This is a genomic window from Streptomyces sp. NPDC111606, from assembly GCF_055656945.1.
Map to the genome: position 1 here is coordinate 659,063 of NZ_JBVKBY010000003.1, position 23,308 is coordinate 682,370.

Below are 23,308 nucleotides of genomic sequence, written 5' to 3' on the forward strand. Positions count from 1 at the left end.
CGTCCGAGCAGGTCAGTCGAGGCGGACGGGGGTCACCTCGTCCGCCTCTCCGGGGAGCCGCGGATGCGGTATCGACTGCGGCGGTATCGACACCGTCCCCTGCTGGATCGCCACCGTCCGCGTGGGCGCCGGAATGCGGATGCCCTCCGTGCGGTAGCGCTTGTGCAGGCGCTTGATGAACTCGTGCTTGATCCGGTACTGGTCGCTGAACTCGCCGACGCCCAGGATGACCGTGAAGCCGATCCGTGAGTCGCCGAAGGTGTGGAAGCGGATGATCGGCTCGTGGTCCGGGAGGGCGCCCTCGACCTCGGACATCACCTCGGCGATGACCTCGTTCGTCACCCGCTCGACATGGTCCAGGTCACTGTCGTAGGCGACGCCGACCTGCAGCAGGATCGTCAACTCCTGCTCGGGACGCATGAAGTTGGTCATGTTCGTCTTGGCGAGCTCCCCGTTGGGGATGACGATCAGGTTGTTGGAGAGCGCGCGCACCGTCGTCTGGCGCCAGTTGATGTCCTCGACATAGCCCTCCTCGCCGCTGCTCAGCCGGATGTAGTCGCCGGGCTGGACGGTCTTGGAGGCGAGGATGTGGATGCCCGCGAAGAGGTTGGCGAGCGTGTCCTGCAGGGCCAGCGCGACCGCCAGACCACCGACGCCCAGGGCGGTGAGCAGGGGCGCTATGGAGATGCCCAGGGTCTGCAGCACCACCAGGAAACCGATGGCCAGGATCAGGACCCGGGTGATGTTGACGAAGATCGTGGCCGAGCCGGCGACGCCGGGGCGGGACTGGGTGACCGTCCGCATCAGGCCGGCGATCCCGCGGGCCACCGACAGCGTCACGACGAAGATGAGCAGCACCGTCAGGATCTGGTTGACGTTGTGCTGGACCGTCTTCGTCAGCGGCAGCGCGGCGCCCGCGGAAGCCGCGCCGCCGAGGAACGCCGCCCACGGCACCACGCTGCGCAGCGTGTCCACGATGAGGTCGTCGCCGCTCCAGCGGGTGCGGTCGGCGTGCTTGCCCAGCCAGCGCAGCAGCATCCGCAGCAGGAACGCCGCGAGCAACCCCGCCGCCAGCGCGATCCCGGCGATCACCAGGTCGTCCACTGTGAGCGCTCGCGTCACCGGTCACCCCCGGGGAGAAAAGCTGCGGCGAATCCCTTCGCCGACGGCCGGATGTGAAGTCTCGTCACGTTGTCACCTGCTCGATTCCGCGATGTGCCGTCGCGCCGACCACCCCGTCCCCCGAGACCGGCACGAGGGCTCATCCTGCCGTATCGGGTACACGTGTTCGCACCAGGAGCGTCGGCCGGACGGCCTCATCAGCCGCTTTCGGGCATTCTCCCCTGAACTTCCGGGCCCTCGAGGGCGGAACGCCCGCCTCCGGAGGGGCGCTTGATGCGCGAGCGCCGCTCGGGGGGCGCTCCACGCCGCGCACGCTCCCGCAGCGACGGGGCACGGGATGGCGTACGCGGCGGCGTACGGGATGCCCCAGCGGTGAACCGCGTCACATGTCCGAGAACGACCCGTGCCGCCCCGCACCGGAGGAGAAGCGGGCCGCGCCCTCCAGGCTCTCCGTCAACACGCCCATGCCGTACCGGAGTTCGGTGCGCAGCGCGGCCGGCTCGGCCAGCCCCTCCTGGTCGAGCACGGAGTCGCGGTCGGCGCGCAGGCACGCCTGCGGGAACCGCGCGATCGTGGCGGCCAGTTCCTCGGCCTCGGCGCGGGCACGTCCGCTCGGCACGACACGGTTGGCGAGCCCCATCTCGTACGCCTCGTTCGCCGGCACCGGACGTCCGGTCAGGATCATGTCCATGGCGCGGCTCGTGCCGATCAGCCGGGGCAGCCGTACCGTGCCGCCGTCGATCAGCGGCACACCCCAGCGGCGGCAGAACACTCCGAAGACGGCGTCCTCCTCGGCGACCCGCAGATCGCACCACAACGCCAGCTCGAGGCCTCCCGCCACGGCGTGCCCGGCGACCGCGGCGATCACCGGCTTGGACAGCCGCAGCCGGGTCGGCCCCATCGGGCCGTCACCGTCCTCCGTGACCGCGTTGCCCCGCCCGCTGCCGAGCGCCTTCAGGTCGGCGCCCGCGCAGAACGTGCCACCCTCGCCCCACAGCACCGCTACCCGCGCCTCGTGGTCGGCGTCGAACTCCCGGAAGGCGCCGGCGAGATCGGCGGCCGTGGGCCCGTCGACCGCGTTGCGGACCTCCGGTCGGGAGAGAACGACGGTGGTGACGTGCCCCTGGCGCTCGACGCGGACCGGCATGGCGGGGTCCTTTCCGTGGGTCGGACCCCGTACGTTACTGACTGGTCACATGACCTTCCACCGGTACCGCTGGGTCGGACGACCTTGATCAGATGACCTTGAAGCGCACGAGCGCCCCCAGGGTCAACGCCCCAGGCAGCAGCGGCAGCCATACCGTGATGATCCGGTACGCCAGCACGACCGCCGTCGCCACCGCCACCGGGCCGCCCGCCGCCACCAGCGCCACGATCAGCGCCGCCTCGACCGAGCCGAGCCCGCCCGGCGTCGGCACCAGGGCGACGGCGACGGTCGCCGCCAGATAGGCGAGCGCCATGTGGGCCGGCGGCACGTCGAGGCCCAGGGCGAGCCCGACCAGGACCAGCCCGGCCGCCTGCAACGCGGGAAAGGCCAGCGAACCGCCCCACAACGCCAGTGCCCGGGACGGACGGGTGTGCACCGAGCGCGCTTCGTCCAGCGCGGTGCGCAGGAAGGAGAAAACGGCGGTGCGCAGCCGGCGTACGAGTGCGAAGACGGCCGCGACCACGATCGCCGCCGCGCCGATGATCAGCAGCAGCGGGCCCCACGCCCCCTCCGGCAGGAGCGGCCCGAGTTGCAGCGCGTGCGGGAAGGCGATCAGCAGCGCGGCCAGCAGACCGACGCGGGCGACGCTCTCCGCGAGCAGATACAGCGCCAGCGCGGCCGAGGAACGGGCGAGCGGCAGCCCGCACACCGTCATGAAGCGCAGGTTGACCGCGCTCGCGCCCAGCCCGGTGGGCAGCAGGTGGTTGGCGGAGCCCGCCGCGAACTGCGTGACGAGCAGCCGCAGTCTGGGCAGCCTGTCGATCACGGCGCCCTGCCGGGTGACGGCCGCCGCGACCCAGGTCAGGCAGGTGGCGCAGGCCGCTGCGAGCAGCCACGGCCACTTGGCCGTCGCAAGATGGCCGATGCCCTCAGCGAGCACGGAGCGATGCTGCACCGCGACCACGATGACGAGGGCGAGCGGAAGCAGGACCAGTATCCGGCGGATCGGGAGACGTCTGAGCAGGCGTCCCGCGGGAAGTCGTACGGCTGTCACATTCGGAGAGGTTCTCCACGCTGCGACAACGGCGGGTAGCGGGAGCGGGGACGGCGCCTTACGGACCGGCTGCGGACGGGCACCGATCTCGGCGAACCCGTCGATATCGGCCTCGGCCGATGTGATGTTGACCTCAACAATGCTTGAGGTTCTACGTTCTCTCGCATGAGCATGGAGACCACAGCCTGGACCCAGCTGCACAGCGTCATGAACGCCGAGCAGGAGCGCCGTCCCTTCGCCCGCGCCACGCTGCGCCGCATCGCCGCCTTCGCCCGCCCGCACCGCCGCCGGATCGCGTTCTTCGTCGTGCTCGGGGTGATGACCGCGCTGCTCGCCGTCGCGACCCCCGTACTCGCCGGACGCGTCGTCGACGCGATCGTGACGGGGGGCGACGAGGGCACCGTCGTCCGCCTGGCCCTGTTGATCGCCCTGATCGCGGTCGCGGAGGCCGTGCTCGGGGTCATCGCCAGGCGCCTGTCGGCGACGCTCGGCGAGGGACTCATCCTCGATCTGCGTACGGCTGTGTTCGATCATGTGCAGCGCATGCCGGTCGCGTTCTTCACACGTACTCGTACGGGAGCGCTGGTCTCCCGTCTCAACAACGACGTCATCGGCGCCCAGCGCGCCTTCAGCAACACGCTGTCCGGCGTGGTCAGCAACCTCGTCACACTGCTGCTCACCCTCGCCGTCATGCTCACCCTGTCCTGGCAGATCACCCTGCTCGCCCTCGTCCTGCTCCCGGTGTTCGTGATCCCGGCCCGCCGTATGGGCCACCGCATGGCCCGCATGCAGCGGGAGGCCGCCGCGCTCAACGCCTCGATGGGCACCCGCATGACCGAGCGCTTCTCGGCGCCCGGCGCCACGCTGATCAAGCTCTTCGGGCGCCCGGGGGAGGAGTCGGAGGAGTTCACGGCCAGGGCTCGCAGGGTGGCCGACATCGGCGTGCGGACGGCCACCGCGCAGTCGGTGTTCATCACCGCGCTCACCCTGGTGTCCGCGCTCGCCCTCGCCCTGGTCTACGGCCTCGGCGGCTGGTTCGCCCTGCGCGGCTCCCTGGAGCCCGGCGCCGTCGTCTCACTGGCGCTGCTGCTGACCCGTATGTACGCGCCCATGACCGCGCTCGCAGGCGCCCGCGTCGAGGTCATGAGCGCCCTGGTCAGCTTCGAGCGCGTCTTCGAGGTGCTCGACCTGAAGCCGCTGATCGAGGAGAAGCCGGACGCGAAAGAGGTCCCCGACGGCCCGGTGTCGGTGGAGTTCGACAACGTCCGCTTCGGCTACCCCTCCGCCGACAAGGTCTCCCTCGCCTCCCTGGAGGAGGTCGCGACCCTCGACACGCGCGGTGGCGCCGAGGTGCTGCACGGCGTCTCCTTCCGCGCCGAACCCGGCCAGACGGTCGCCCTCGTCGGCTCGTCCGGCGCGGGCAAGTCGACCGTCGCCCAACTCCTCCCGCGGCTCTACGACGTCGACGAGGGCGCCGTACGCGTGGCCGGCACCGATGTCCGCGACCTGAGCGCGGAGTCCCTGCGCGGCACCCTCGGCATGGTCACCCAGGACGGCCACCTCTTCCACGACACCGTGCGCGCCAACCTGCTGCTGGCCCGCCCCACGGCCACCGACGCCGAACTGTGGGACGCGCTGCGCCGGTCCCGCCTCGACGGTCTCGTACGGTCCCTGCCCGACGGCCTCGACACGGTGGTCGGCGAGCGCGGCTACCGGCTCTCCGGCGGTGAACGCCAGCGGATGACCATCGCCCGGCTGTTGCTGGCCCGCCAGCGCGTCGTCATCCTCGACGAGGCCACCGCCCACCTCGACAACACCTCCGAGGCCGCCGTCCAGGAGGCGCTCACCGAGGCGCTGGAGGGCAGGACCGCGGTCGTGATCGCCCACCGGCTGTCCACCGTGCGGGCCGCGGACCTGATCCTGGTGGTCGAGGCCGGTCGGATCGTCGAACGCGGCACGCACGACGAGTTGCTGGCGGTCGGCGGACGCTACGCCGAGCTGTACCGGACACAGTTCGAGCAGCCGGATTCGGCCAAGGTCGACGGCCGTACCCATCAGGAACACACAAAGCTCGACAGCATCATTGCTTCCACTGTGTTCACAACCTAGTGTGCGTTGGGTTTCCCAACAGCACCGCACATGATCTGACGCTCCCTCAAGCCGCGCAGCGCCGCACTGTCGTCCCGAGGAAGGCCACCGTCGATGCCGCTCACCCCCGTGCCCCCCACCGGCCCGTCCCACGCGCCGGGCGTGCCGGTCAGCCGCCGCCGTCTGCTGGAGGGAGGAGCCGCCCTGCTCGGTGCGCTCGCCGTCTCCGGATCGTCCGCCACGGTGCACGCGGCCGACGGGGCCGGAGCGGTGGCCGACACCCCGGAGTGGAACGGCCACATCGACGTCTTCCGCATCGGCACCCAGCCGCCGCACACCACCCTCATGCCGTACGCGGACGTCAGGCAGGCGCTGGACGCCGACCGCACCCGCTCGCCGTACCGGCTGAGCCTCGACGGCTCATGGAAGTTCGCCTACGCCGACCGCCCCGACGACCGGGACGCCGACTTCCACCGCACCGACGTCGACGACAGCGACTGGGACACCATTCCGGTCCCCTCCGTCTGGCAGATGCACGGCTACGACCGCCCGATCTTCGTCAACATCACCTACCCCTGGTGGGGTCCGAACGGCCTCGGCGAGGAGGCGCAGCCCCCGGCCGCTCCGACCCGCTTCAACCCGGTGGGGCAGTACCGCCGTACCTTCACCGTGCCGCGCGGCTGGTCGGGGCGGCGCACCTTCCTGCACTTCGAGGGCGTCAAGTCCGCGCACTACGTGTGGATCAACGGGGAGTTGGTGGGGTACGCCGAGGACTCCTTCACCCCGGCCGAGTACGACATCACGGCGCACCTCAAGCCCGGCACCAACCAGATCGCCGTCGAGGTCTACCGCTTCTCCGACGGCGACTGGCTGGAGGACCAGGACATGATCCGGCTGAGCGGCATCTTCCGCTCGGTCCACCTCTACTCCACGCCCCAAGTCCGCCTGCGCGACTTCAAGCTGGACACCCCGCTCAGCGACGACCACACGGCCGCCGAGTTGGCCGTCACGGCGAGCGTGCGCTCGTACCGGGGACCGGGGGAGGGTGGCTACTCCGTCGAGACGCAGCTGTACGACGCCCGCGGCCACGCCGTCTGGTCCAGGCCGCTCCTGCAGGCGGTCGACCTCGCGTCCGCCCCTGCCGGTGAGGACGTGACCGTCCGGGCGAGCAGAGCCGTGCCCGAGCCGAAGCTGTGGTCCGCCGAGCACCCGAACCTCTACACCGCCGTACTGCAACTGCGCGACCCGGCCGGGAAGGTGATCGAGACCCTCTCGCACCGCGTCGGTCTGCGCGAGTTCGCGCTCAAGGACGGCCTGATGCGGATCAACGGCAAGCCGGTGTCCTTCCGCGGCGCGAACCGGCACGAGATGCATCCCGACAGCGGCATGGCACTCACCCGCGCGCACATGGTCGAGGACATCGAGATCATCAAGCGGATGAACATGAACTCCGTCCGCACCTCGCACTACCCCAACAACCCGCTGTGGTACGAACTCGCGGACGAGTACGGCCTCTACCTCGTCGACGAGACCAACCTCGAGACCCACGGAATCCGCGGCGAGTACCCCGGCAACCACGCCGACTGGACCAAGGCGTGCGTGGCGCGCGCCCAGAGCATGGTCCACCGCGACAAGAACCACCCCTCGGTCGTCATCTGGTCGCTCGGCAACGAGGCCGGCGGCGGCAGCACCTTCGTCGCCATGCACGACTGGATCAAGTCCTACGACCCGACGCGCGTGATCCAGTACGAGGGCGACGACCGGCCGACCATCAGCGACATCCGCTCGGAGATGTACGACAGCCCGTCCCGCGTCGAGCAGCGCGCGAAGGACACCGCCGACACCCGGCCGTACGTCATGATCGAGTACGCGCACGCGATGGGGAACTCGAACGGCAACTTCAAGGAGTACTGGGACATCGTCCGCCGCTACGACGTCCTCCAGGGCGGCTGGATCTGGGACTTCGTCGACCAGTCACTGAACTGGCCCGTGCCGACCCGCAAGTTCCTCACCGAGGCCGGGCCGGGCGCCCTGCGCGGCGAGATCCTCACCGCGAGCGGCACCTTCGACCGCGCCAAGGGCGTCTTTGGCGCCACCGTCTTCCCCCGCGACGAGCGCCTCGACCTCACCGGCTCCCTCACCCTGGAAGCCTGGGTCACCCCGCACCACATCGGCTACCACCAGCCGATCATCGCCAAGGGCGACACCCAGTACGCCCTGAAGCAGTCGGACAACACCCTGGAGTTCTTCATCCACGGCGGCGGCCAGTGGATCACCGCCAACTGGACCCTCCCGGCCGACTGGACCGGCCGCGAGCACCACATCGCCGGAGTCTTCGACGCGGACACGGGCACGTTGACCCTCCATGTCGACGGCGAGGTGAAATCCACCCGCACCACCACGCGCAGGCCCGCCACCAACACCGCACCCCTCGCCCTCGCCACCGACGTCGACAACCCCACCCGGGAGTTCAGCGGCACGATCCGCCGGGCCCGCGTGTACGCCCGTGCGCTGAGCGCCGCCGAACTCGGCTCCGACAGCCGCCGCCCCGCTGACGAGGGCGTACGGTTCTGGTTCGACGCGGCCACCGTCGACCTCACCGAGAAGCGGCCCCGCCCGAAGACCTTCTTCCCGTACGGCGGCGACTGGGGCGACAACCCCAACGACGGCACCTCCAACGCCGACGGCATCGTCACCGCCGACCGCCGCCACACCGCCAAGGCGGCCGAGATCAAGCAGATCTACCAGGCGGTCAACGCGGCACCGGCGTCCGGTGACGCACTGACCCCCGGCGCGGCCATCACCCTCACCAACGAGTACCTGTTCACCGACCTCCGTGAGTTCGACGGCCGTTGGGAACTGCTCGCCGACGGTGAGGTGGTGCGGCGCGGCAGGCTGAGCCGCGCCCAGCTGGACGTCCCGCCGCTCGGCAGCACGGACATCACGGTGCCGGTGAAGCTGCCGGACGACCCGGCCCCGGGCACCGAGTACTTCCTCCAGCTCTCCTTCACCACCAAGGAATCCACGCCGTGGGCGAAGGCCGGCTTCGAGGTGGCCAAGCAGCAACTCGCCCTCGACGCCGGCACCCCGGCCGTCACGCCCGTCCCCCTGTCGAACGTGCCGTCCCTCCGCCACGAGGACGGCGACAAGGCCGTCACCGTCAAGGGCAAGAACTTCTCGGTCACCGTCGACAAGGGCACCGGCGTCATCACCTCGTACGAGTCCCGCGGCATCCGGCTGCTCACCTCCGGGCCCGTACCGAACTTCTGGCGGGCGCCCACCGAGAACGACCGCGGCAACGGCCAGCACACCCGCAACCAGACCTGGCGCGACGCGGGCACCCACCGCAAGGTGACGGACGTGGCGGTGCGCGCCCTGCGCGACAAGGCGGTGGAGATCAAGGTCAGCGGCACGCTGCCGACTTCCGTCGAGTCGACGTACACCACCACCTACACGGTGTTCGGCAACGGCGAGATCAAGGTCGACACCACCCTGCACCCGGGCGCCGCGTCCTTGCCCTACATCCCGGAGGTCGGCGCGCTGTTGTACCTGCCCGGACGTTTCGAGCGGCTGCGCTACTACGGCCGCGGGCCCGAGGAGAACTACGTCGACCGCCGCGACGCCACCGATGTGGGCGTGTACTCCGGAACCGTCACCGAGCAGTGGACGCCGTACATCCGCCCCCAGGAGAACGGCAACAAGACCGACGTCCGCTGGATCGCCCTGACCGACGCCAGGGGTACCGGCCTCCTCGTCTCCGGCGAACCCCTGCTGGAGGTCAACGCCTCCCACTTCACCCCGGAGGACCTGTCGTCCGGCGTCCGCCACGACTACCAGCTCGCCCCGCGCGACGAGGTGGTCCTGCGCGTCAACCACCGCCAGATGGGCCTGGGCGGTGACAACAGCTGGGGCGCGCACACCCACGACCGGTACAAGCTGTTCCCGAGCCGCGACTACTCCTACACCTACCGGCTGCGCCCGCTGACGGACGTGGACGAGGCGATGGCGGCGTCCCGCCGGCCCACCGCGGTGGAGTGACCGGGCGCGACCGCCAACTCCCCACACCTGGGCCGACCTCGTCCGCTCCCGGCGTGATCCATCTGTGACGCCCGCAGGCGCAACCGGTGATGTTGTAATGAGCGTCGGGCTGTAGTGCCACGCCCAGCCGATCAGGGGGACGAACGATCATGGAGAACTTGCGGCCCGGCGATCCCACGCAGGTCGGGGACTACCGGTTGCTCCGACGGCTCGGGGCCGGGGGCATGGGGCAGGTGTTCCTCGGGCGCTCGCAGCGCGGGCGCACGGTCGCCGTGAAGCTGGTCCATGCGCAGTTGGCGTACGACGCGGAGTTCCGCCGCCGGTTCCGTGCGGAGGTGGCCGCGGCGCGACAGGTGGGCGGGGAGTGGACGGCCCCCGTCCTGGACGCCGACACCGAGGCGGAGACGCCCTGGGTCGCCACCGGCTACGTCGCCGGTCCCACACTGCACGACGCGGTGACCGGGATCGGCGGGCCGCTGCCGGAGGAATCGGTGTGGCACCTGGCCGCCGGTCTGGCGCGTGCGCTGCAGAGCATCCACGGCTGCGGGCTGGTGCACCGGGACCTCAAGCCGTCGAACGTCATGCTGACGGTCAACGGTCCCCGGGTGATCGACTTCGGTGTCGCCCGCGCGGCGGAGGCCAGTGTGCTGACCCGCACCGGTGCGATGGTCGGCTCTCCGGGGTACATGTCGCCGGAGCAGATCCTGGGCAGCGAGGTCACCGGGCTGAGCGACGTGTTCAGCCTCGGCCTGGTGCTGGTGTTCGCCGCCACGGGCCGCCAGGCGTTCGGCGCCCCTGACAGCGGCGCCCACGCGGTCATGCTGCGGGTGACCGAGGACGAACCGGACCTGGAGGGGATGTCCGAGCCGCTGGCCGAGTTCGTGCGGCGGTGCCTCGCCAAGCAGCCCGAGCACCGGATTCAGCTGCCGGAGATCGTGGCGACGGCCACGGCGGCCACGACGGACGCCACCGCGGACGCGTGGCTTCCGGGCGCCCTGACAGCGGAGCTCGGCCGGCACGCCGCCGCCCTCCTCGACCTCGAGGAGGCGCCGCCGCCGACCCAGGTCGACAACCCGGCCCGTCGTGTCGGGGACGACGTGCACGCCCTGCCGACCGTGCTGGGCGGGCGCGTCCCGCCTCCGCCGCCGGGCACTCCGACGCCCGTACCGATGCCTCCCGTACCCACGCCGACGCCGACCCCCATGCCGCCGATGCCGACACCGCGGACAACGGTGACCACACCGCCGATGCCGCCGGTACCGGGCGGCTTCCAGCCCGGCGGCCGCAGCACGAGCCGGGTCGGCCCCGTGCTGCTCGCCTTTGCCGCCATCGTCGTACTCGCCATCGTTCTGGCCGTGGTGGTTCCCGGCCTCGGAGGGAAAAAGGACCGGGCCGACTCCGAGGCGTCCGAGAGTGCTTCCTCGACGGCGTCCCCTGCCGACTACAAGGGCAAGTGGACCGGGAACATCCGCGAGTCGGACGGCAGCCTCTACTCGATCCAGGTGAACTACAAGGGCGGGGAGATCGGCGACCAGGTGGCCACCGTCGAGTACCCGTCGCTGGCGTGCAGCGGCCGATGGGTCCTCACCATGGACACGGGGCATTCGGTCCAGGTCCGAGAGGAGATCACCAAGGAGAGCGACCCGATGAACTGCGTCGACGAGGTCGATCTCATCCTGACCCCCTCGGGCGACGACGGTCTGCGCTACCAGGTGACGAGCGTGGAGGACACCGGAACGCTGCGGCGCAGCAAGTGACGGGCAGAGATGAGCAGATCAGTCCGGAAGCGGCAGTGGAGGCAGCTGCTGGTACTCGGAGCGGCCCCGGTTGAGCACGGAGATCGTCGCGGCGGTCAACCACGGCACGGTCGGCCCGGCCAGCCGCATCGGCTCCCACTGCTGGTAGTCGGTGAACAGCGCCCATTGGTCGAGCACGGGAAGAAAACTGATGATCTCGTGGTGCCGAACCGTCACCCAACGGTTCTCGGCCGCGACATGCAGCAGCATGCGACGGTCGGTGAGTATCGCGCGGCAGGAGGAGAAGTCCCGCCATTGCGCCTGAGCCATCGCCTGCGCCCGGTTGCGGGCGCTGTTGTTGGCGAGCGCGTCTCCGACCAGCCCGGCGGCGACGAACATCGGTGACCCGAAGTAGAAGCCCGAGCGCTGGTTGTAGGTCACGTTCGTGCCGTAGAAGCGCGAGTAGTCCGCCCCTACGTCGCCGTAGGCGATCTCACCCTGTTCGAGCAGCACACCTGGAGTGGCGATCGGGGACAACTCCCCTCCGCTGCTGAGGTGGCGGTGGAGAGAACACGCGGCCTCCCATCCCTGCTGGTGAAGGGCGCGCAAGTGATCGTCCGCTGAATTCCGTTGTGGCACTGCCTCTAGCCCCCACTGCGACACAGAACGGGTGGATCTCCGTCCGCTCCCATAATGCCAGGTGGGGATGGATCGGGACCCGAGTATTGCGCGCTGAGCGCAGGACCTTCACGGGTGCGCATGAGGTCGGCTGAGACGCGGCGGGCACATTTTCCCACGTGCTCCTCACCTGCGCTCCCGATGCCGGTGGGTCGAGGCCAGGGCGTTTATCCCGCCTGCTCCGGGTCACGCGCCATAGGGGAAAAGTGTCGGCTGGGATCGTCTGTGCCGCGTCCGCACCGGAGTCGCGACCTGGCCGTCGACACACCAGGAAAGGGACGACTCATGACGGAGATCCGACCCGCCACCACCTCCGATTCCGGCGCACCGGTGGAGAGTGACGAACACTCGCTCACCGTGGGCCCCGGGGGGCCGATCCTGCTCCAGGACGCGTATCTGATCGAACAGATGGCGCAGTTCAACCGAGAGCGGATTCCCGAGCGGCAGCCGCATGCCAAGGGAAGCGGCGCCTTCGGCCACTTCGAGGTGACACACGATGTCAGTGCGTACACGAAGGCCGCTCTGTTCCAGCCCGGTACGCGCACCGACCTGGTCATCCGCTTCTCGACCGTCGCCGGCGAGCGCGGCAGCCCGGACACCTGGCGTGACCCGCGCGGTTTCGCGGTGAAGTTCTACACCAGCGAGGGCAATTACGACATGGTCGGCAACAACACGCCGGTCTTCTTCGTGAAGGATCCGATGAAGTTCCAGCACTTCATCCGGTCCCAGAAGCGCCGCGCGGACAACAACCTGCGCGACCACGACATGCAGTGGGACTTCTGGACCCTCTCCCCGGAGTCCGCCCACCAGGTCACGTGGCTGATGGGAGACCGCGGCATCCCGCGGACCTGGCGCCACATGAACGGCTACACCTCCCACACCTACATGTGGATCAACGCCGCCGGCGAGCGGTTCTGGGTGAAGTACACCTTCAAGACCGACCAGGGCGTCGAGTTCTTCACCCAGCACGAGGGCGACCAGATGGCCGCGGCCGACACGGACTACCACACCCGGGATCTCTTCGAGCACATCCGGGACGGTGACCACCCCAGCTGGACCCTGTACGTGCAGGTGATGCCGTACGAGGAGGCCGCGGGCTACCGCTTCAACCCGTTCGACCTCACCAAGGTGTGGCCGCACGGGGACCACCCGCTCATCCCGGTCGGCCGTATGACGCTCGACCGCAACCCCACCGACAACCACGCCCAGATCGAACAGGCGGCGTTCCAGCCCAACAACTTCGTCCCCGGCATCGGTCCGAGCCCGGACCGCATGCTGCTGGCCCGGCTGTTCTCCTACGCGGACGCCCACCGCCATCGGATCGGCGGCAACTACCAGCAGCTTCCGGTGAACGCCCCCGTCGTCGACGTCCACACCTACTCCAAGGACGGGGCGATGGCCTACCGGAACACGACCGACCCGGTGTACGCCCCGAACTCCCGAGGCGGCCCCGCGGCGGACACCGAGCGTTACGGATCCCCGCCCAGTTGGACGGCCGACGGCGAGATCACCCGGGCCGCCTACGTCTCCCACCCCGAGGACGACGAGTGGGGGCAGCCCGGCACCCTGGTGCGCGAGGTCATGGACGACGCCGCCCGCGACCGTCTGGTCGACAACGTCACCGGACATCTCCTCAACGGAGTGAGTGAGCCCGTCCTCGAGCGCGCCTTTGCCTACTGGTCGAACATCGACGAGACCATCGGCAAGCGCATCGCCGACGGCGTACGGGCCAAGGCCGACGAGAAGGACCCCAAGGCCGCCGAACAGGGCAGCCCGGCACGGAGTTCCATGCAGCACAAGGCGTGAATCGCCCGGTCGGGCCCCGCGGCCAGGACGGCTGACGCCGACGATCAGGAAGAACACCACCCTGACGGCCGAGGCCTGCCCGATGTCGTTCTGGTCGAAGGCCGTGGTGACTCCCTGGTACATCACGGTGCGGGTGGCGTCCTCGTCCAGACCACCGCCCCGGATGAGGATGTACACCTGGTCGAACACCCGGAAGGACAGCACCGAGGTCAGCATCGCGACGAACACCAGGGTGCCGCGGATGCAGGGCAGGGTGACGTGCCGGAACTGCTGCCAGCCGGAGGCACGGTCCAGCTGGGAGGCCTCGTAGAGCTCGCCCGGGATCTGCTGGAGGCCGGCCAGCAGGATGACCATCTGGAAGCCGACGCCCTGCCACACCGACAGCACGATGATCGAGCCCAGGACTCACCCCGGCCGGCTGGCCCCTGCAGTCAGTCGGCCTGGCCCACTCCGAGTGCACCGACGGCACTGGCTGGCGCCGCCACGGCACGGGCCCGGTCGTCGAGGCCGACCCGCGCTGGTACCGCACGGGCGAACGCATGGGCTGGTGCGACCCCTTCGTCGTGCGCGACGACGAGTCCGACGGCTGGGTCATGGTGATCTGCGTCGCCTGGGCCACCTCCGACGACCTGGAGCACTGGACCGTCCACCCGCCGCTCGTCTCCCCCGGCGACGTCGACGAGCTGAAGTGCCCGGTCCTCGGACGCCTCGACGACGGCAGCTGGCTGCTGCTCGGCTCGATCGGCGCCACCCGGGGCTTCGAGGCGTGGACCGCGCCCCGGCTGCGCGGCCCGTGGACCCGCCGCGGTCCGCTCGGCCCGACGGGCGCGTACGCCCCGCGTGTCGTCGACGCCCCCGACGGTTCCCGCGTCGTGCTGCACACCACCCCCCGCCGCGTCGGCCTCACCGACACCGGCGACCGCTGCCGCGGCATGCTCGCCCAGCCCAAGACGCTGGTCGCACCGCCGGGCGAGGCACCTCACCTCGCATGGTGGCCCGGCCTGGAGCCCTGGCACGAGGTTTCCCCACTCCACTCCGGATTGTCAGTGACAGTCCGTAGGCTCGAGGTCATGGAGGGGAACGAGCAGAAGACCGCACACGGGGAGGAAGCCGGCGCCGAGGCCTGGCAGCGACTGAGTGCGTACGCCTACCTCAGCGCGCCCGAGCGCCTGGAGTACGTCGCCGTGATGCGGGTGTTCTGCGGCACGCTGCTCGCCGACCTGTCGGTACCGGACCTTCTCGCCAAGCTGGCCGAGACGGACGGCCCGGGGGCGGCGCTGGATGCGGAAACGCTCACCCGCAGGCTCGAAGAACTCGTGCGCTGGGGCAATCTGCTGCGCAGCACGCACACCGTGAGAGCGACCAGCATCGCCGAGTACCAGCGCTCGCGGTCCCGCTACCAGTTGTCGAAGCTGGGGGAGCGCGTGCAGCGGGACGCGGACGAGGTACTCGCCGGGGCCGACGCGGCACGCGAGGTCAGCAGTGAGCTGCTGGCCCTCGTCGACCGCGGTCTGCGGGAGATCGCCGCGATGGCCGCGACCCCGGGCGGCGCCGATCCGCAGCAGGCGCTGGAGCGGATCAGCACGCTCTTCGTGCAGTTCGCCGAATTCGCCGAGTCCGTCCGGGACTTCTACGCCTACCTGGGCCAAGTGCTGGCGCGCTACGACCTCGACACGGCCGAGTACCAGGGGTTCAAGGAACTGCTGCTCGACTACGTGGAGGCCATCACCGAGGACGTCTCCTTCCGGGCCCCGCGCATCGCGGCCCACCTGGACACGGTCTGGCCGCATCTGCCGGCGCTGCTCGCCCGGATCGACGCGCACGCGGCGGGCATCGGCGCGCTCGCCGACGGGCTGCCGGAGACGCGCGTGCAGCGCAGCCGCGGACGCGACCGCGCGGACTGGGAAGGGCTGCGGGAGTGGTTCACCGTCACCGGAGGGCACTCCAGCCAGGTGGATCAGCTGCGGGACGCCACCCTGCGCGCGCTGCAGTCGCTGCTCGCCAACGCCAAGCGGATGCTGCGTTCTGCCTCCGGTGAGATGTCCCGGCGCAAGGACCTGCTGCGGCTCGCGGCCTGGTTCGACGCCGCGGAGCCGGAAGAGGCCCACGACCTGGCGGTCGCCGCCTTGGGGCTCTACGGCGCACGCCATCTGGGGGTGGCGCCGGATCCCGACCGGTCCGTGCCGGCGTATGTGAGCTGGTGGACCGGACCCGTGGTGGAGGTGCCGGTGGCGCTGCGCGAGCGCGGCAGCAGGGCTCCGCGCGGACGTGCCGCGGCGGCCGAGGACCACTCCGCGCAGAAACTCCGCCTTGTGGAGCAGGCACGACAGCAGGCCGAGGCCCGCCAGGCGGCGGCGGACGAACTGCGCAGCGCCTCGGGCAGGTTCGAGCAGGTGCGCCTCAGCGCGCCGGCGATGCAACTCCTGCTGGAGCTGTTGACCACCGCTCTCGGCAACGCCCAGCTGCACAAGGACGCCCACGACTTCCTGCTCGACGGCGCCCGGGCGGCCGACGCGGACCTCGGCATCCGGCTGACCGCGTGGCGCACACCCGGCAGGTCCATGGTCCTCAAGTCCGTGGACGGTGATTTGACGGCGGATGATCTCACCGTCGCCGTCGACAGCGCGTCCGGGCCCGCGGTGGGGGAGGCGAGCGCCTGATGCCCCTGCCGTCCGCGCATGACGTCGCTCTGGCGGCCGAGCGCCGCACCGCCGCCCGGCTCCTGCTGGCCCACCCCCTGGTCACCAGCACCGGACCGCACAGCGACGCCTTCCCGCTCATCAGGCGACACGCCGACTGGCTGGCCCAGCGCTTCCAGCAGGTCTTCGGATACCGCCTGCTGGTGGAGGCGTCCTACGCCCGGCTGTTCAAGGCAGGCCTCGGCACGGGCTCGGGCCACCGCCTGGAACGTCCCTCGACCGGAACGCCGTTCAGCCCACGGACGTACGCCTACCTGGCCCTCGCGCTGTCGGTCCTCGTCACCGCCCCGGAACAGCTCCTGCTCTCCCAGCTCGTCGCCGACCTGCGGGCCGCGGCCGTCGACGCCGGCATCGAGATCGCCGACACCGGACGGCAGGCCGAGCGGCGAACCCTCGCGGCCGCGTTGCGGCAACTCGTCGACTGGGGCGTCCTGGTGGAGACCGAGGGCCAGGTCGCGGCCGTCGCCGAGGAACGGGGCGGGGAGGCACTGCTGACCGTGGACCGCGAGATCGCACGCGTCGTCGTCGCCGGCCCGCTCGCCCAGAGCCGCGACGGCGCGGACCTCGTGCGCCGGGCCGCCGACCCCGGTTTCGGAGGGCCGCGCACCTACGTGCGCAGGCGTCTCGTCGAAACCCCCGTCGTCCACCTCGACGACCTCACGGACACCGAGCGCGAATGGCTGCGCACCCGGCAGCGCCGCGAGGCGCAGGCGTTCTCCGAACTGCTCGGCCTGGAAGCCGAGATCCGCGCCGAGGGCATCGCCCTGGTCGACACCGAGGACGAACTCACCGACCTGCACCTGCCGGGGACCGGGACGGTCGCACAAGCCGCGCTGCTCCTCCTGGAGCGGCTGGCCGACCGGCTGCGTCCCGAAGAAGCCGGGCATCCGGCGGTCGGCGGACGGCTGGTCATCGGCGTACCCGTCCCGGACGGGCTGCTGGACGAGCTGCTGGACGAGCTGATCGAGGAGTACGGCAGGCGCAGCGGCTGGCAGCGCGGCCACCTGGAGGACCGGGACGGATTCCTCGCGGCCGTACTCGACCTGCTCGTCCGGATGCGTCTGATGGCCCCGGCCGGGCCCGTGCGCGCGGAAGGACACGGCCTGCCCGAGGGATACGAACAGACGGTGGCCGACGGCCGCTCCGTCACCGACGTCTCCCGGGCACGCGGCCAAGGCAGTGCGGACGGCGGCTGGATCCTGCTCGCCGCGGCCGCCCGGTACGCCACCACCGTGGCGGTCAAGCACCGTACCGACCGGTCCCCGGCGGACGACGACTCCAAGGAGCCACCCCGATGAACCGCCCGCCGGCCCCGCACCGCTACCGACTGCACCGCGCGGGCATCCGCAACATCTGGCAGTACGACGAGCAGGAGTTCACCTTCGGAGAGGGGCGCCTGCTGCTGCGCGGCAAGAACGGCGCCGGCAAGTCCAAGGCCCTGGAGATGCTGCTGCCCTACCTCCTCGACGGCGACGCCCGCGCGCTGGACGCCACGGGAACCGGACGCACCACCCTGGCCTGGCTGATGCTCGACGGCTTCGGGCAGACCAACCGCCTGGGTCACCTGTGGCTGGAGTTCGCGCGCACCGACGAGGAGGGCAACGACCATCACCTGACGATCGGCGCGGCCGTCCGCGCCTCCCAGTCGACCAAGACGGCGAAGCCGTTCTTCTTCACCACGCGGCTGCGGGTCGGCGAGGGACTCGACCTCGCCCCCGCCGGGCAGCCACTCCCCGTCGACCGGCTCAAGTCGCTCGTCGGCTCCGAGAACGTCACCGATCGCCCCGTCGAGCACCGGGCCAGGGTCGCCCGCGAACTGTTCGGCCTCACCGACCCGGCGCGCTACCGCAACCTGCTGCACCTGCTGCACCGGTTGCGACGCCCCACCATCGGCGACCGCATCGACTCCGGCGGACTGATCTCGGTCCTCGCCGAGACCCTGCCCGCCCTCGACGACGAGATCGTGGAGAAGGTGGCCCGCAGCCTGGACGATCTCGACTCGGTCAGGGCCTACCTCGGGCGCCTCGAACGCACCGACCAGGCGTTGCGCGCCTTCCTCACCGACTACCGCGGCTACCTGCACGGGGTGCTGCGCCGCCGCACGGACCAGGCCAGCGGTGAGCTCGAGCAGCTTATGGCGCACCGCAGGTCCGCAGGCGACGCGGCGCGCACGGCGGACGGGCTCCGCGAGCGCGAGCAGGAACTCGGCGCCCGCGTCGAGGCACTTGAGGGCGAGTCGAACGCCGCCGCGACGGACCTGGCGGCGCTGCACGCAGGCGCCGGATACCGCAGCCTGACGCAACTCGGGGAGAAGCGCGCCACCGTCACCGCCCTGCACAGCGCGGCCGCCGCCGCCTTCAAGGCCGTCCGTCAGGCGCACGGCAACCAGGAGGAGGCCGGAGGCCGTCTCACGGCGGAAGCCGGGCGGCTCGGCGAAGAGATCGTCGAACTGAACACCAGCTACGGCGAGTTGGTGCGGGAGGCAGAGCGGTCCGGGCTTGACCCCGTGCACCTGGGGGAGCCCGTGGCGACCCCCGTCGCACCTGTCGTGCCGGCCTCCACCGTCGAACTGATCGCACCGGAGGGCGACTTCCACCTCGTACGACACAGTGCGGTGCTGGCGGTCGATACAGAGACGTGCGCGGCCGCGTTGCAAGCCTGGGGCGAACGGCTGGACACCGCCCAGCCGGTGATCAGGAACCGTTCCCGGTTCGTCACCGAACTCGGCACCCTCATCGAACAGTCGGACGAGGCCCGAAGGGAGGCCGCCGAGGCAGACGCGGCCCGGGAGCGCCTGGAGGAACAGGCGGAACACGCGCGCAGCCGGACTGAGCAGCGGCTGCAGGAAACCGTGCACGAGTCCGAGGCGTACGCCCTCGCGGCCACTGCCTGGAGCGAGCGGCTGCGGGAGTCCACCGGGGTGCCCCTGGACGCCCTGCTTGCCCTGCTTGTGCCGGAGCTGGCCGACGGCCCCCTGCCCGCGCAGACCCCCGAGGCCGTGGTCGAAGCGGCCCGTTCGGCCGTCGACCCCTGGCTGGCGGCACTGGGCGCGGAGCGCGACGACCTTTCCCTGACCGTCCGCGAACGGGAGACGGAACAGCACCGCCTCCGGCAGCGGCGCGAGGACTGGGAACGCCGCACCGACCCCGAGCCCCCGCCCCCGTCCCACCGCACGGCTCCCCGCACACCCGGCACCGGAGCCCCCCTGTACCGCCTGGTGGACTTCGCCCACGACGTGGGACCGGACGCGCGGGCAGGGCTGGAAGCCGCGCTGGAGGCGAGCGGCCTGCTCGACGCCTGGGTGCGCGCCGACGGCACCGTCCTCGACCCGACCATGCGGGACACCCTTCTCGTTCCAGGAGCACCCGTGCCCGGGGCGACACTCGCCCACGTGCTGCGACCGGTTGCCGCGCCCGACAGCGGTGTGACGGCGGAGCAGGTCGAGCGGGTGCTGGGCGCGGTGGCTCTCGTCGGCGGTGAGACCCTCACCGGCGAGCCCGGCACCGTGGGCGTGGGCGTGCACGTGGGCGCGGAGGTGGAGGTCGGCGCGGACGTGGATGTGGAGGTGGTGGAGCCGCACACCGCGATCGGTACCGACGGCTCCTGGTGGCTCGGCATCGCCCACGGCCGCCACACCAAGGAGGCCGCCGAGTACGTGGGCGCCGAGGTGCGTGCCGAGACCCGCCGCCGGGCGCTGGCGGAACTCGACCGTCGACTGCTCGACCTGGAGAAGGAGCTGCTGGAACGCAGGCGCGGTCTGCGGATTCTCACCGAACACCGCGACCTGGTCACGGACACCCTGCGCCGCCCGCCCCCGGCCCGTGGGCTGACGGACGCCTGGGCTCGTACCGCCGAGGCCGAGCGTGCCGCCGAAACCCTCGCCTCACAGGCGTACACCGCGGCCCGCGAGGCGGAACAGGCACGGGCCCGCGCGGTCGTCGCCCGGCGCGAAGCCGAGGCCACGGCGAGTGCCCACGACCTCCCGGCGGACCCAGCCGCACTCCAGACGGTTCGACTGGCCCTGGACCGCCTCGGGCAGGGTGCGCAGCGGCTGCGCCGACGGGTCGGCGCGGTCCTCTCCGCCGCCGACGGCCACCGCGTCGGCCGCGCGGACTACGAGCGTGCCGAGTCGGCGCGCCAGGAGGCCGAGTCCGACTACGCGGAGCCGCTGGCTCGTCTGGAAGCCGCCCGCCGCACCGTCCGGGCCCTGGAAGAGGCTCTCGGTGCCACGGAGCAGGAGATCCTCGCCCGCGAGGCCGAGACGAAGCGCCGCCTGGACGCCGCCGGACGCCAGCTCCCGGGCGCACGAAGGGACATGGCCGACGTACACGACCGGAGAGTGCGGGCGGAAGAGGACGAGAGGACGCGGCGCGAGACACTCGCCACGCAGGAGGCCGAGGTGCTGGCCTGCGGCAGGAGACTGCGTACGGCCCTTTCCCTGCCAGGCGTTCTGAGGGGAGCGGGCCTCGATGCCGACGCGGACACTGGCGCCGAGGCCGAGGCCAGCACGGGCGCCGACGCGGACACCGGCGCCGATGCTGACGCGAGCCGAGGGACGCTGAAGTCCCTGGACCCCGTCCACCACGATGTGCGGGAGCGCATCGCGGCGCTGCGCCTGCTGGTCGACGCCGTGCGACGCGGCCTTGATGCCGTACGCCGGGACGTCTCGGACACCACCCTCCTCAACCGTCACACCGAACTGCGGGACCAGCTCTCCGGCGGCTACGACGCGACGATGGAGGAACGTGAGGGCATCAAGCTGTGCCGCCTCGTCGACGACCACGGCCCGCACGACATCGCCGCGGTCGGCGAGCGCATCGCGGCCGAGGCCGCCGAGGCACGTGACCGTCTGACGGAGCGCGAGCGCGATGTCTTCCAGCGCTTCCTGACCGGAGAGCTGGGCGACCATCTGTCCTCGCAGGTGCTGGCCGCGAGCGCCCTGGTCGCCGCCCTCAACAGCACCCTCGCCACCGTCCGCACGTCACACGGTCTGGGTGTCACCCTCGACTGGAGCCTGGCCGACGGCGTGGAAGCGGACGTCAAGGCGGCCGTGGACCTGCTGCGCAGCCCCTCCGGCCTGCGCACCCGCGAACAGTCCGAGCAGCTCCGCGACGTCCTCCAGCGCCGTATCGAGGACGCCCGCCGCGCCGACCCGGCCGCCGGCTACGCGGCCCACCTGCGGACCGCCCTGGACTACCGCGACTGGTTCACCTTCACCCCCTGGGTGGTGAACGACGCGGCACCGGGCAGCCGCCGCAAACTCTCCGGCCGCACGGGCCTGAGCCAGGGCGAACAGCGGGTCCTGTCCTACCTGGTCCTCTTCGCCGCTGCGGCGGCGCACTTCACCGGCCTCGCCGACGCCGCCCCGCAGGCACCACGCCTGATCCTCCTCGACGACGCGTTCGCCAAGGTGGACGAGCCCACGCATGCCCGCCTCGGCCGCATCCTGGTCGACCTGGACCTCGACTTCGTCCTCACGAGCGAGCGCCTGATCGGCAACTGGCCCGACGTACCGTCCCTCCACATCTACGAGTGCCTGCGCGACCCGCATGTGCGGGGCGTGGCCACGCTCCACTACACGTGGAACGGGCGGCAGCGGAGGCTGGTGTCGGTATGACGGGCGCCGAGCAGACCGACGACGAGCGCCCTCCGGACGCCGAAGCCCTCGCGTTCCTCACCCGGCCGGGTCTCACCCGGCTCTGGACGGCGGCCCGCACCCGCCTGGAACGCAACGGCCTGCGACCAATCGGAACCCTCAGGCTCGAGCACCTGGACGCGCGGGAGCGCGAGGCGCTGTCCCTCCTCCTGGCCAGACCGGTCACCGGTCCCACCGCCACCATCCGCCTGCCGGACCTGGACACCCGCCTGCGCGCCAGCGCGGTCGGACGGGGCCTGACCGCGACGCTGGAGGAACTGGGCCCACCGCTGACCGACCGCCGGGCGGTCCGCGACGCGGCGGCGGCCGAACGCTCCCGCCTGTGGTCGACGGTCCAGACCGAGCTGGAAAGCACGTCGCTGTCGGCCCAGCCATGGACGGCACAGTGGCTGGAGGAGATACGCCGCGGCGGCACACTCGCCCGCCAGGAGCCGCACACCGCGACCACCGTCATCACCCAGGCAGTCCAGACCCTGGCGACACTCTTCCCCGGCACGGACCCACGCCTGACCCCGGCCTCCTGGGGCCGCGGCGAACTGGCCACCCGCGCCACCGGCTCAGCGCACGGCCTGGACGACGGCACCCTGCTGTCCCGGCTGGTCCTGCGCGGCATCGCACTGGCACGAGGCGTCGAGTTCCCCGCCGACGCACCGGCGCGCCGGGCGCTGTGGCGCATGGCCTCGGTCACTCCGGACGAGGTCTCCAGCACGGTTCTCGCGTACGGCTTGCGCCCCACCGGTGGCACCTGGCGGGAGGCGGCACTGCGCGAGCGCGCCGACCACCACATGGAAACCCACCTGACCCTGCGCGAACTACGCACCCTCACCCTGAACATGCCGCCCGGCACCCGGGTCCACGTCTGCGAGAACCCCCGCGTGGTGGAGGCCGCGGCCGACGCCGGCCGCACAGCACCACTCGTCTGCACCTCGGGCAGCGCGACGACGGTCGTCCTCACCCTCCTGGACGCGCTGGCGACGGCCGGCTGCGCCTTCGCCTACCACGGCGACTTCGACTGGCCCGGCATCACCCTGGCCAACCGGGTCATGCAGCGGTACGCGGCGGCGCCGTGGCGTATGCGCGCGGCCGACTACGAGTACCTCGCGACCCGCGCACAGGTGAACGGCACCCCGTCGATCGCCCTCACCGGACCGCCGGCCGAGGCGCTGTGGGACACGGAACTGGCCCCCACCATGGACGCCCTGGGCATCGCCCTGCACGAGGAGGCGGCGCTCGATCTGCTGCTGGAGGATCTCGGGTGACGACCCCGAGCGTCCGCCTCGCGGA

General features: G+C 71.3%; 12 protein-coding genes and 1 pseudogene. 8 read left to right on the plus strand and 5 right to left on the minus strand.

Annotation, left to right across the window (positions count from 1 at the left end):
- Positions 1-12: 12 nt before the first annotated feature.
- The 3 genes from ACZ7M7_RS14755 to ACZ7M7_RS14765 form a co-directional block, all read right to left on the minus strand.
- The gene (locus ACZ7M7_RS14755) at positions 13-1,122 is read right to left on the minus strand and encodes a mechanosensitive ion channel family protein (protein WP_383599985.1); all 1,110 of its coding nucleotides are present in this window, start codon (positions 1,120-1,122) and stop codon (positions 13-15) included.
- Positions 1,123-1,504: 382 nt separating this feature from the next.
- On the minus strand, positions 1,505-2,269 hold the full coding sequence (locus ACZ7M7_RS14760; RefSeq protein ID WP_472116336.1) for a crotonase/enoyl-CoA hydratase family protein: 765 nt from the start codon (positions 2,267-2,269) through the stop codon (positions 1,505-1,507).
- 88 nt (positions 2,270-2,357) lie between these two features.
- Positions 2,358-3,323, minus strand: a complete 966-nt coding sequence (locus ACZ7M7_RS14765; RefSeq protein ID WP_383599979.1) for a lysylphosphatidylglycerol synthase transmembrane domain-containing protein — start codon at positions 3,321-3,323, stop codon at positions 2,358-2,360.
- Positions 3,324-3,494: 171 nt separating this feature from the next.
- On the opposite strand from ACZ7M7_RS14765, the gene ACZ7M7_RS14770 reads away from it, so the two are divergent.
- From ACZ7M7_RS14770 to ACZ7M7_RS14780, 3 genes are all read left to right on the plus strand, one after another.
- Positions 3,495-5,432, plus strand: a complete 1,938-nt coding sequence (locus ACZ7M7_RS14770; RefSeq protein ID WP_472116677.1) for an ABC transporter ATP-binding protein — start codon at positions 3,495-3,497, stop codon at positions 5,430-5,432.
- Positions 5,433-5,525: 93 nt separating this feature from the next.
- Positions 5,526-9,449: a glycoside hydrolase family 2 TIM barrel-domain containing protein gene (locus ACZ7M7_RS14775; RefSeq protein WP_472116338.1), complete on the plus strand. Its 3,924-nt coding sequence runs from the start codon at positions 5,526-5,528 to the stop codon at positions 9,447-9,449.
- A gap of 149 nt (positions 9,450-9,598) precedes the next feature.
- Positions 9,599-11,206 carry a serine/threonine-protein kinase gene (locus tag ACZ7M7_RS14780; protein ID WP_472116341.1) on the plus strand — a complete coding sequence of 536 codons (1,608 nt, stop codon included), beginning with the start codon at positions 9,599-9,601 and terminating at the stop codon, positions 11,204-11,206.
- Between the two features lie 18 nt (positions 11,207-11,224).
- Here ACZ7M7_RS14780 and ACZ7M7_RS14785 read toward each other — a convergent pair whose 3' ends face one another.
- Positions 11,225-11,722: a hypothetical protein gene (locus tag ACZ7M7_RS14785; RefSeq protein ID WP_383599970.1), complete on the minus strand. Its 498-nt coding sequence runs from the start codon at positions 11,720-11,722 to the stop codon at positions 11,225-11,227.
- A gap of 426 nt (positions 11,723-12,148) precedes the next feature.
- Here ACZ7M7_RS14785 and ACZ7M7_RS14790 point away from each other — a divergent pair, with 426 nt between their 5' ends.
- On the plus strand, positions 12,149-13,669 hold the full coding sequence (locus ACZ7M7_RS14790) for a catalase (protein ID WP_472116344.1): 1,521 nt from the start codon (positions 12,149-12,151) through the stop codon (positions 13,667-13,669).
- A gap of 54 nt (positions 13,670-13,723) precedes the next feature.
- Here ACZ7M7_RS14790 and ACZ7M7_RS14795 read toward each other — a convergent pair.
- Positions 13,724-14,056, minus strand: a pseudogene (locus ACZ7M7_RS14795) (carbohydrate ABC transporter permease); the annotation flags it as partial.
- 152 nt (positions 14,057-14,208) lie between these two features.
- Between ACZ7M7_RS14795 and ACZ7M7_RS14800 the strand changes: the two are divergent.
- From ACZ7M7_RS14800 to ACZ7M7_RS14815, 4 genes are read left to right on the plus strand one after another with little or no spacing between them, the layout of a single operon-like run.
- Positions 14,209-16,329, plus strand: coding sequence for a TIGR02677 family protein (locus ACZ7M7_RS14800; RefSeq protein ID WP_472116347.1), 2,121 nt, complete (start codon positions 14,209-14,211; stop codon positions 16,327-16,329).
- Complete coding sequence (locus tag ACZ7M7_RS14805; RefSeq protein WP_472116350.1) at positions 16,329-17,666, plus strand: TIGR02678 family protein; 1,338 nt, start codon at positions 16,329-16,331, stop codon at positions 17,664-17,666. Before ACZ7M7_RS14800 ends, ACZ7M7_RS14805 begins: the two co-directional genes overlap by 1 nt.
- Positions 17,663-21,985, plus strand: coding sequence for a TIGR02680 family protein (locus ACZ7M7_RS14810; protein WP_472116353.1), 4,323 nt, complete (start codon positions 17,663-17,665; stop codon positions 21,983-21,985). Before ACZ7M7_RS14805 ends, ACZ7M7_RS14810 begins: the two co-directional genes overlap by 4 nt.
- The gene (locus ACZ7M7_RS14815; RefSeq protein WP_472116356.1) at positions 21,982-23,283 is read left to right on the plus strand and encodes a TIGR02679 family protein; all 1,302 of its coding nucleotides are present in this window, start codon (positions 21,982-21,984) and stop codon (positions 23,281-23,283) included. The genes ACZ7M7_RS14810 and ACZ7M7_RS14815 overlap by 4 nt, the downstream gene beginning before the upstream one ends.
- Positions 23,284-23,308 lie beyond the last annotated feature (25 nt).

Excerpts from the sequence above, each read along its gene's own strand:
- ACZ7M7_RS14805 (WP_472116350.1), top strand. The coding sequence starts at position 16,329 with ATGCCCCTGCCGTCCGCGCATGACGTCGCTCTGGCGGCCGAGCGCCGC.
- ACZ7M7_RS14800 (WP_472116347.1), top strand. The coding sequence starts at position 14,209 with ATGGGCTGGTGCGACCCCTTCGTCGTGCGCGACGACGAGTCCGACGGC.
- ACZ7M7_RS14780 (WP_472116341.1), top strand. The coding sequence starts at position 9,599 with ATGGAGAACTTGCGGCCCGGCGATCCCACGCAGGTCGGGGACTACCGG.
- ACZ7M7_RS14790 (WP_472116344.1), top strand. The coding sequence starts at position 12,149 with ATGACGGAGATCCGACCCGCCACCACCTCCGATTCCGGCGCACCGGTG.
- ACZ7M7_RS14775 (WP_472116338.1), top strand. The coding sequence starts at position 5,526 with ATGCCGCTCACCCCCGTGCCCCCCACCGGCCCGTCCCACGCGCCGGGC.
- ACZ7M7_RS14770 (WP_472116677.1), top strand. The coding sequence starts at position 3,495 with ATGGAGACCACAGCCTGGACCCAGCTGCACAGCGTCATGAACGCCGAG.
- ACZ7M7_RS14815 (WP_472116356.1), top strand. The coding sequence starts at position 21,982 with ATGACGGGCGCCGAGCAGACCGACGACGAGCGCCCTCCGGACGCCGAA.
- ACZ7M7_RS14760 (WP_472116336.1), bottom strand. The coding sequence starts at position 2,269 with ATGCCGGTCCGCGTCGAGCGCCAGGGGCACGTCACCACCGTCGTTCTC.
- ACZ7M7_RS14810 (WP_472116353.1), top strand. The coding sequence starts at position 17,663 with ATGAACCGCCCGCCGGCCCCGCACCGCTACCGACTGCACCGCGCGGGC.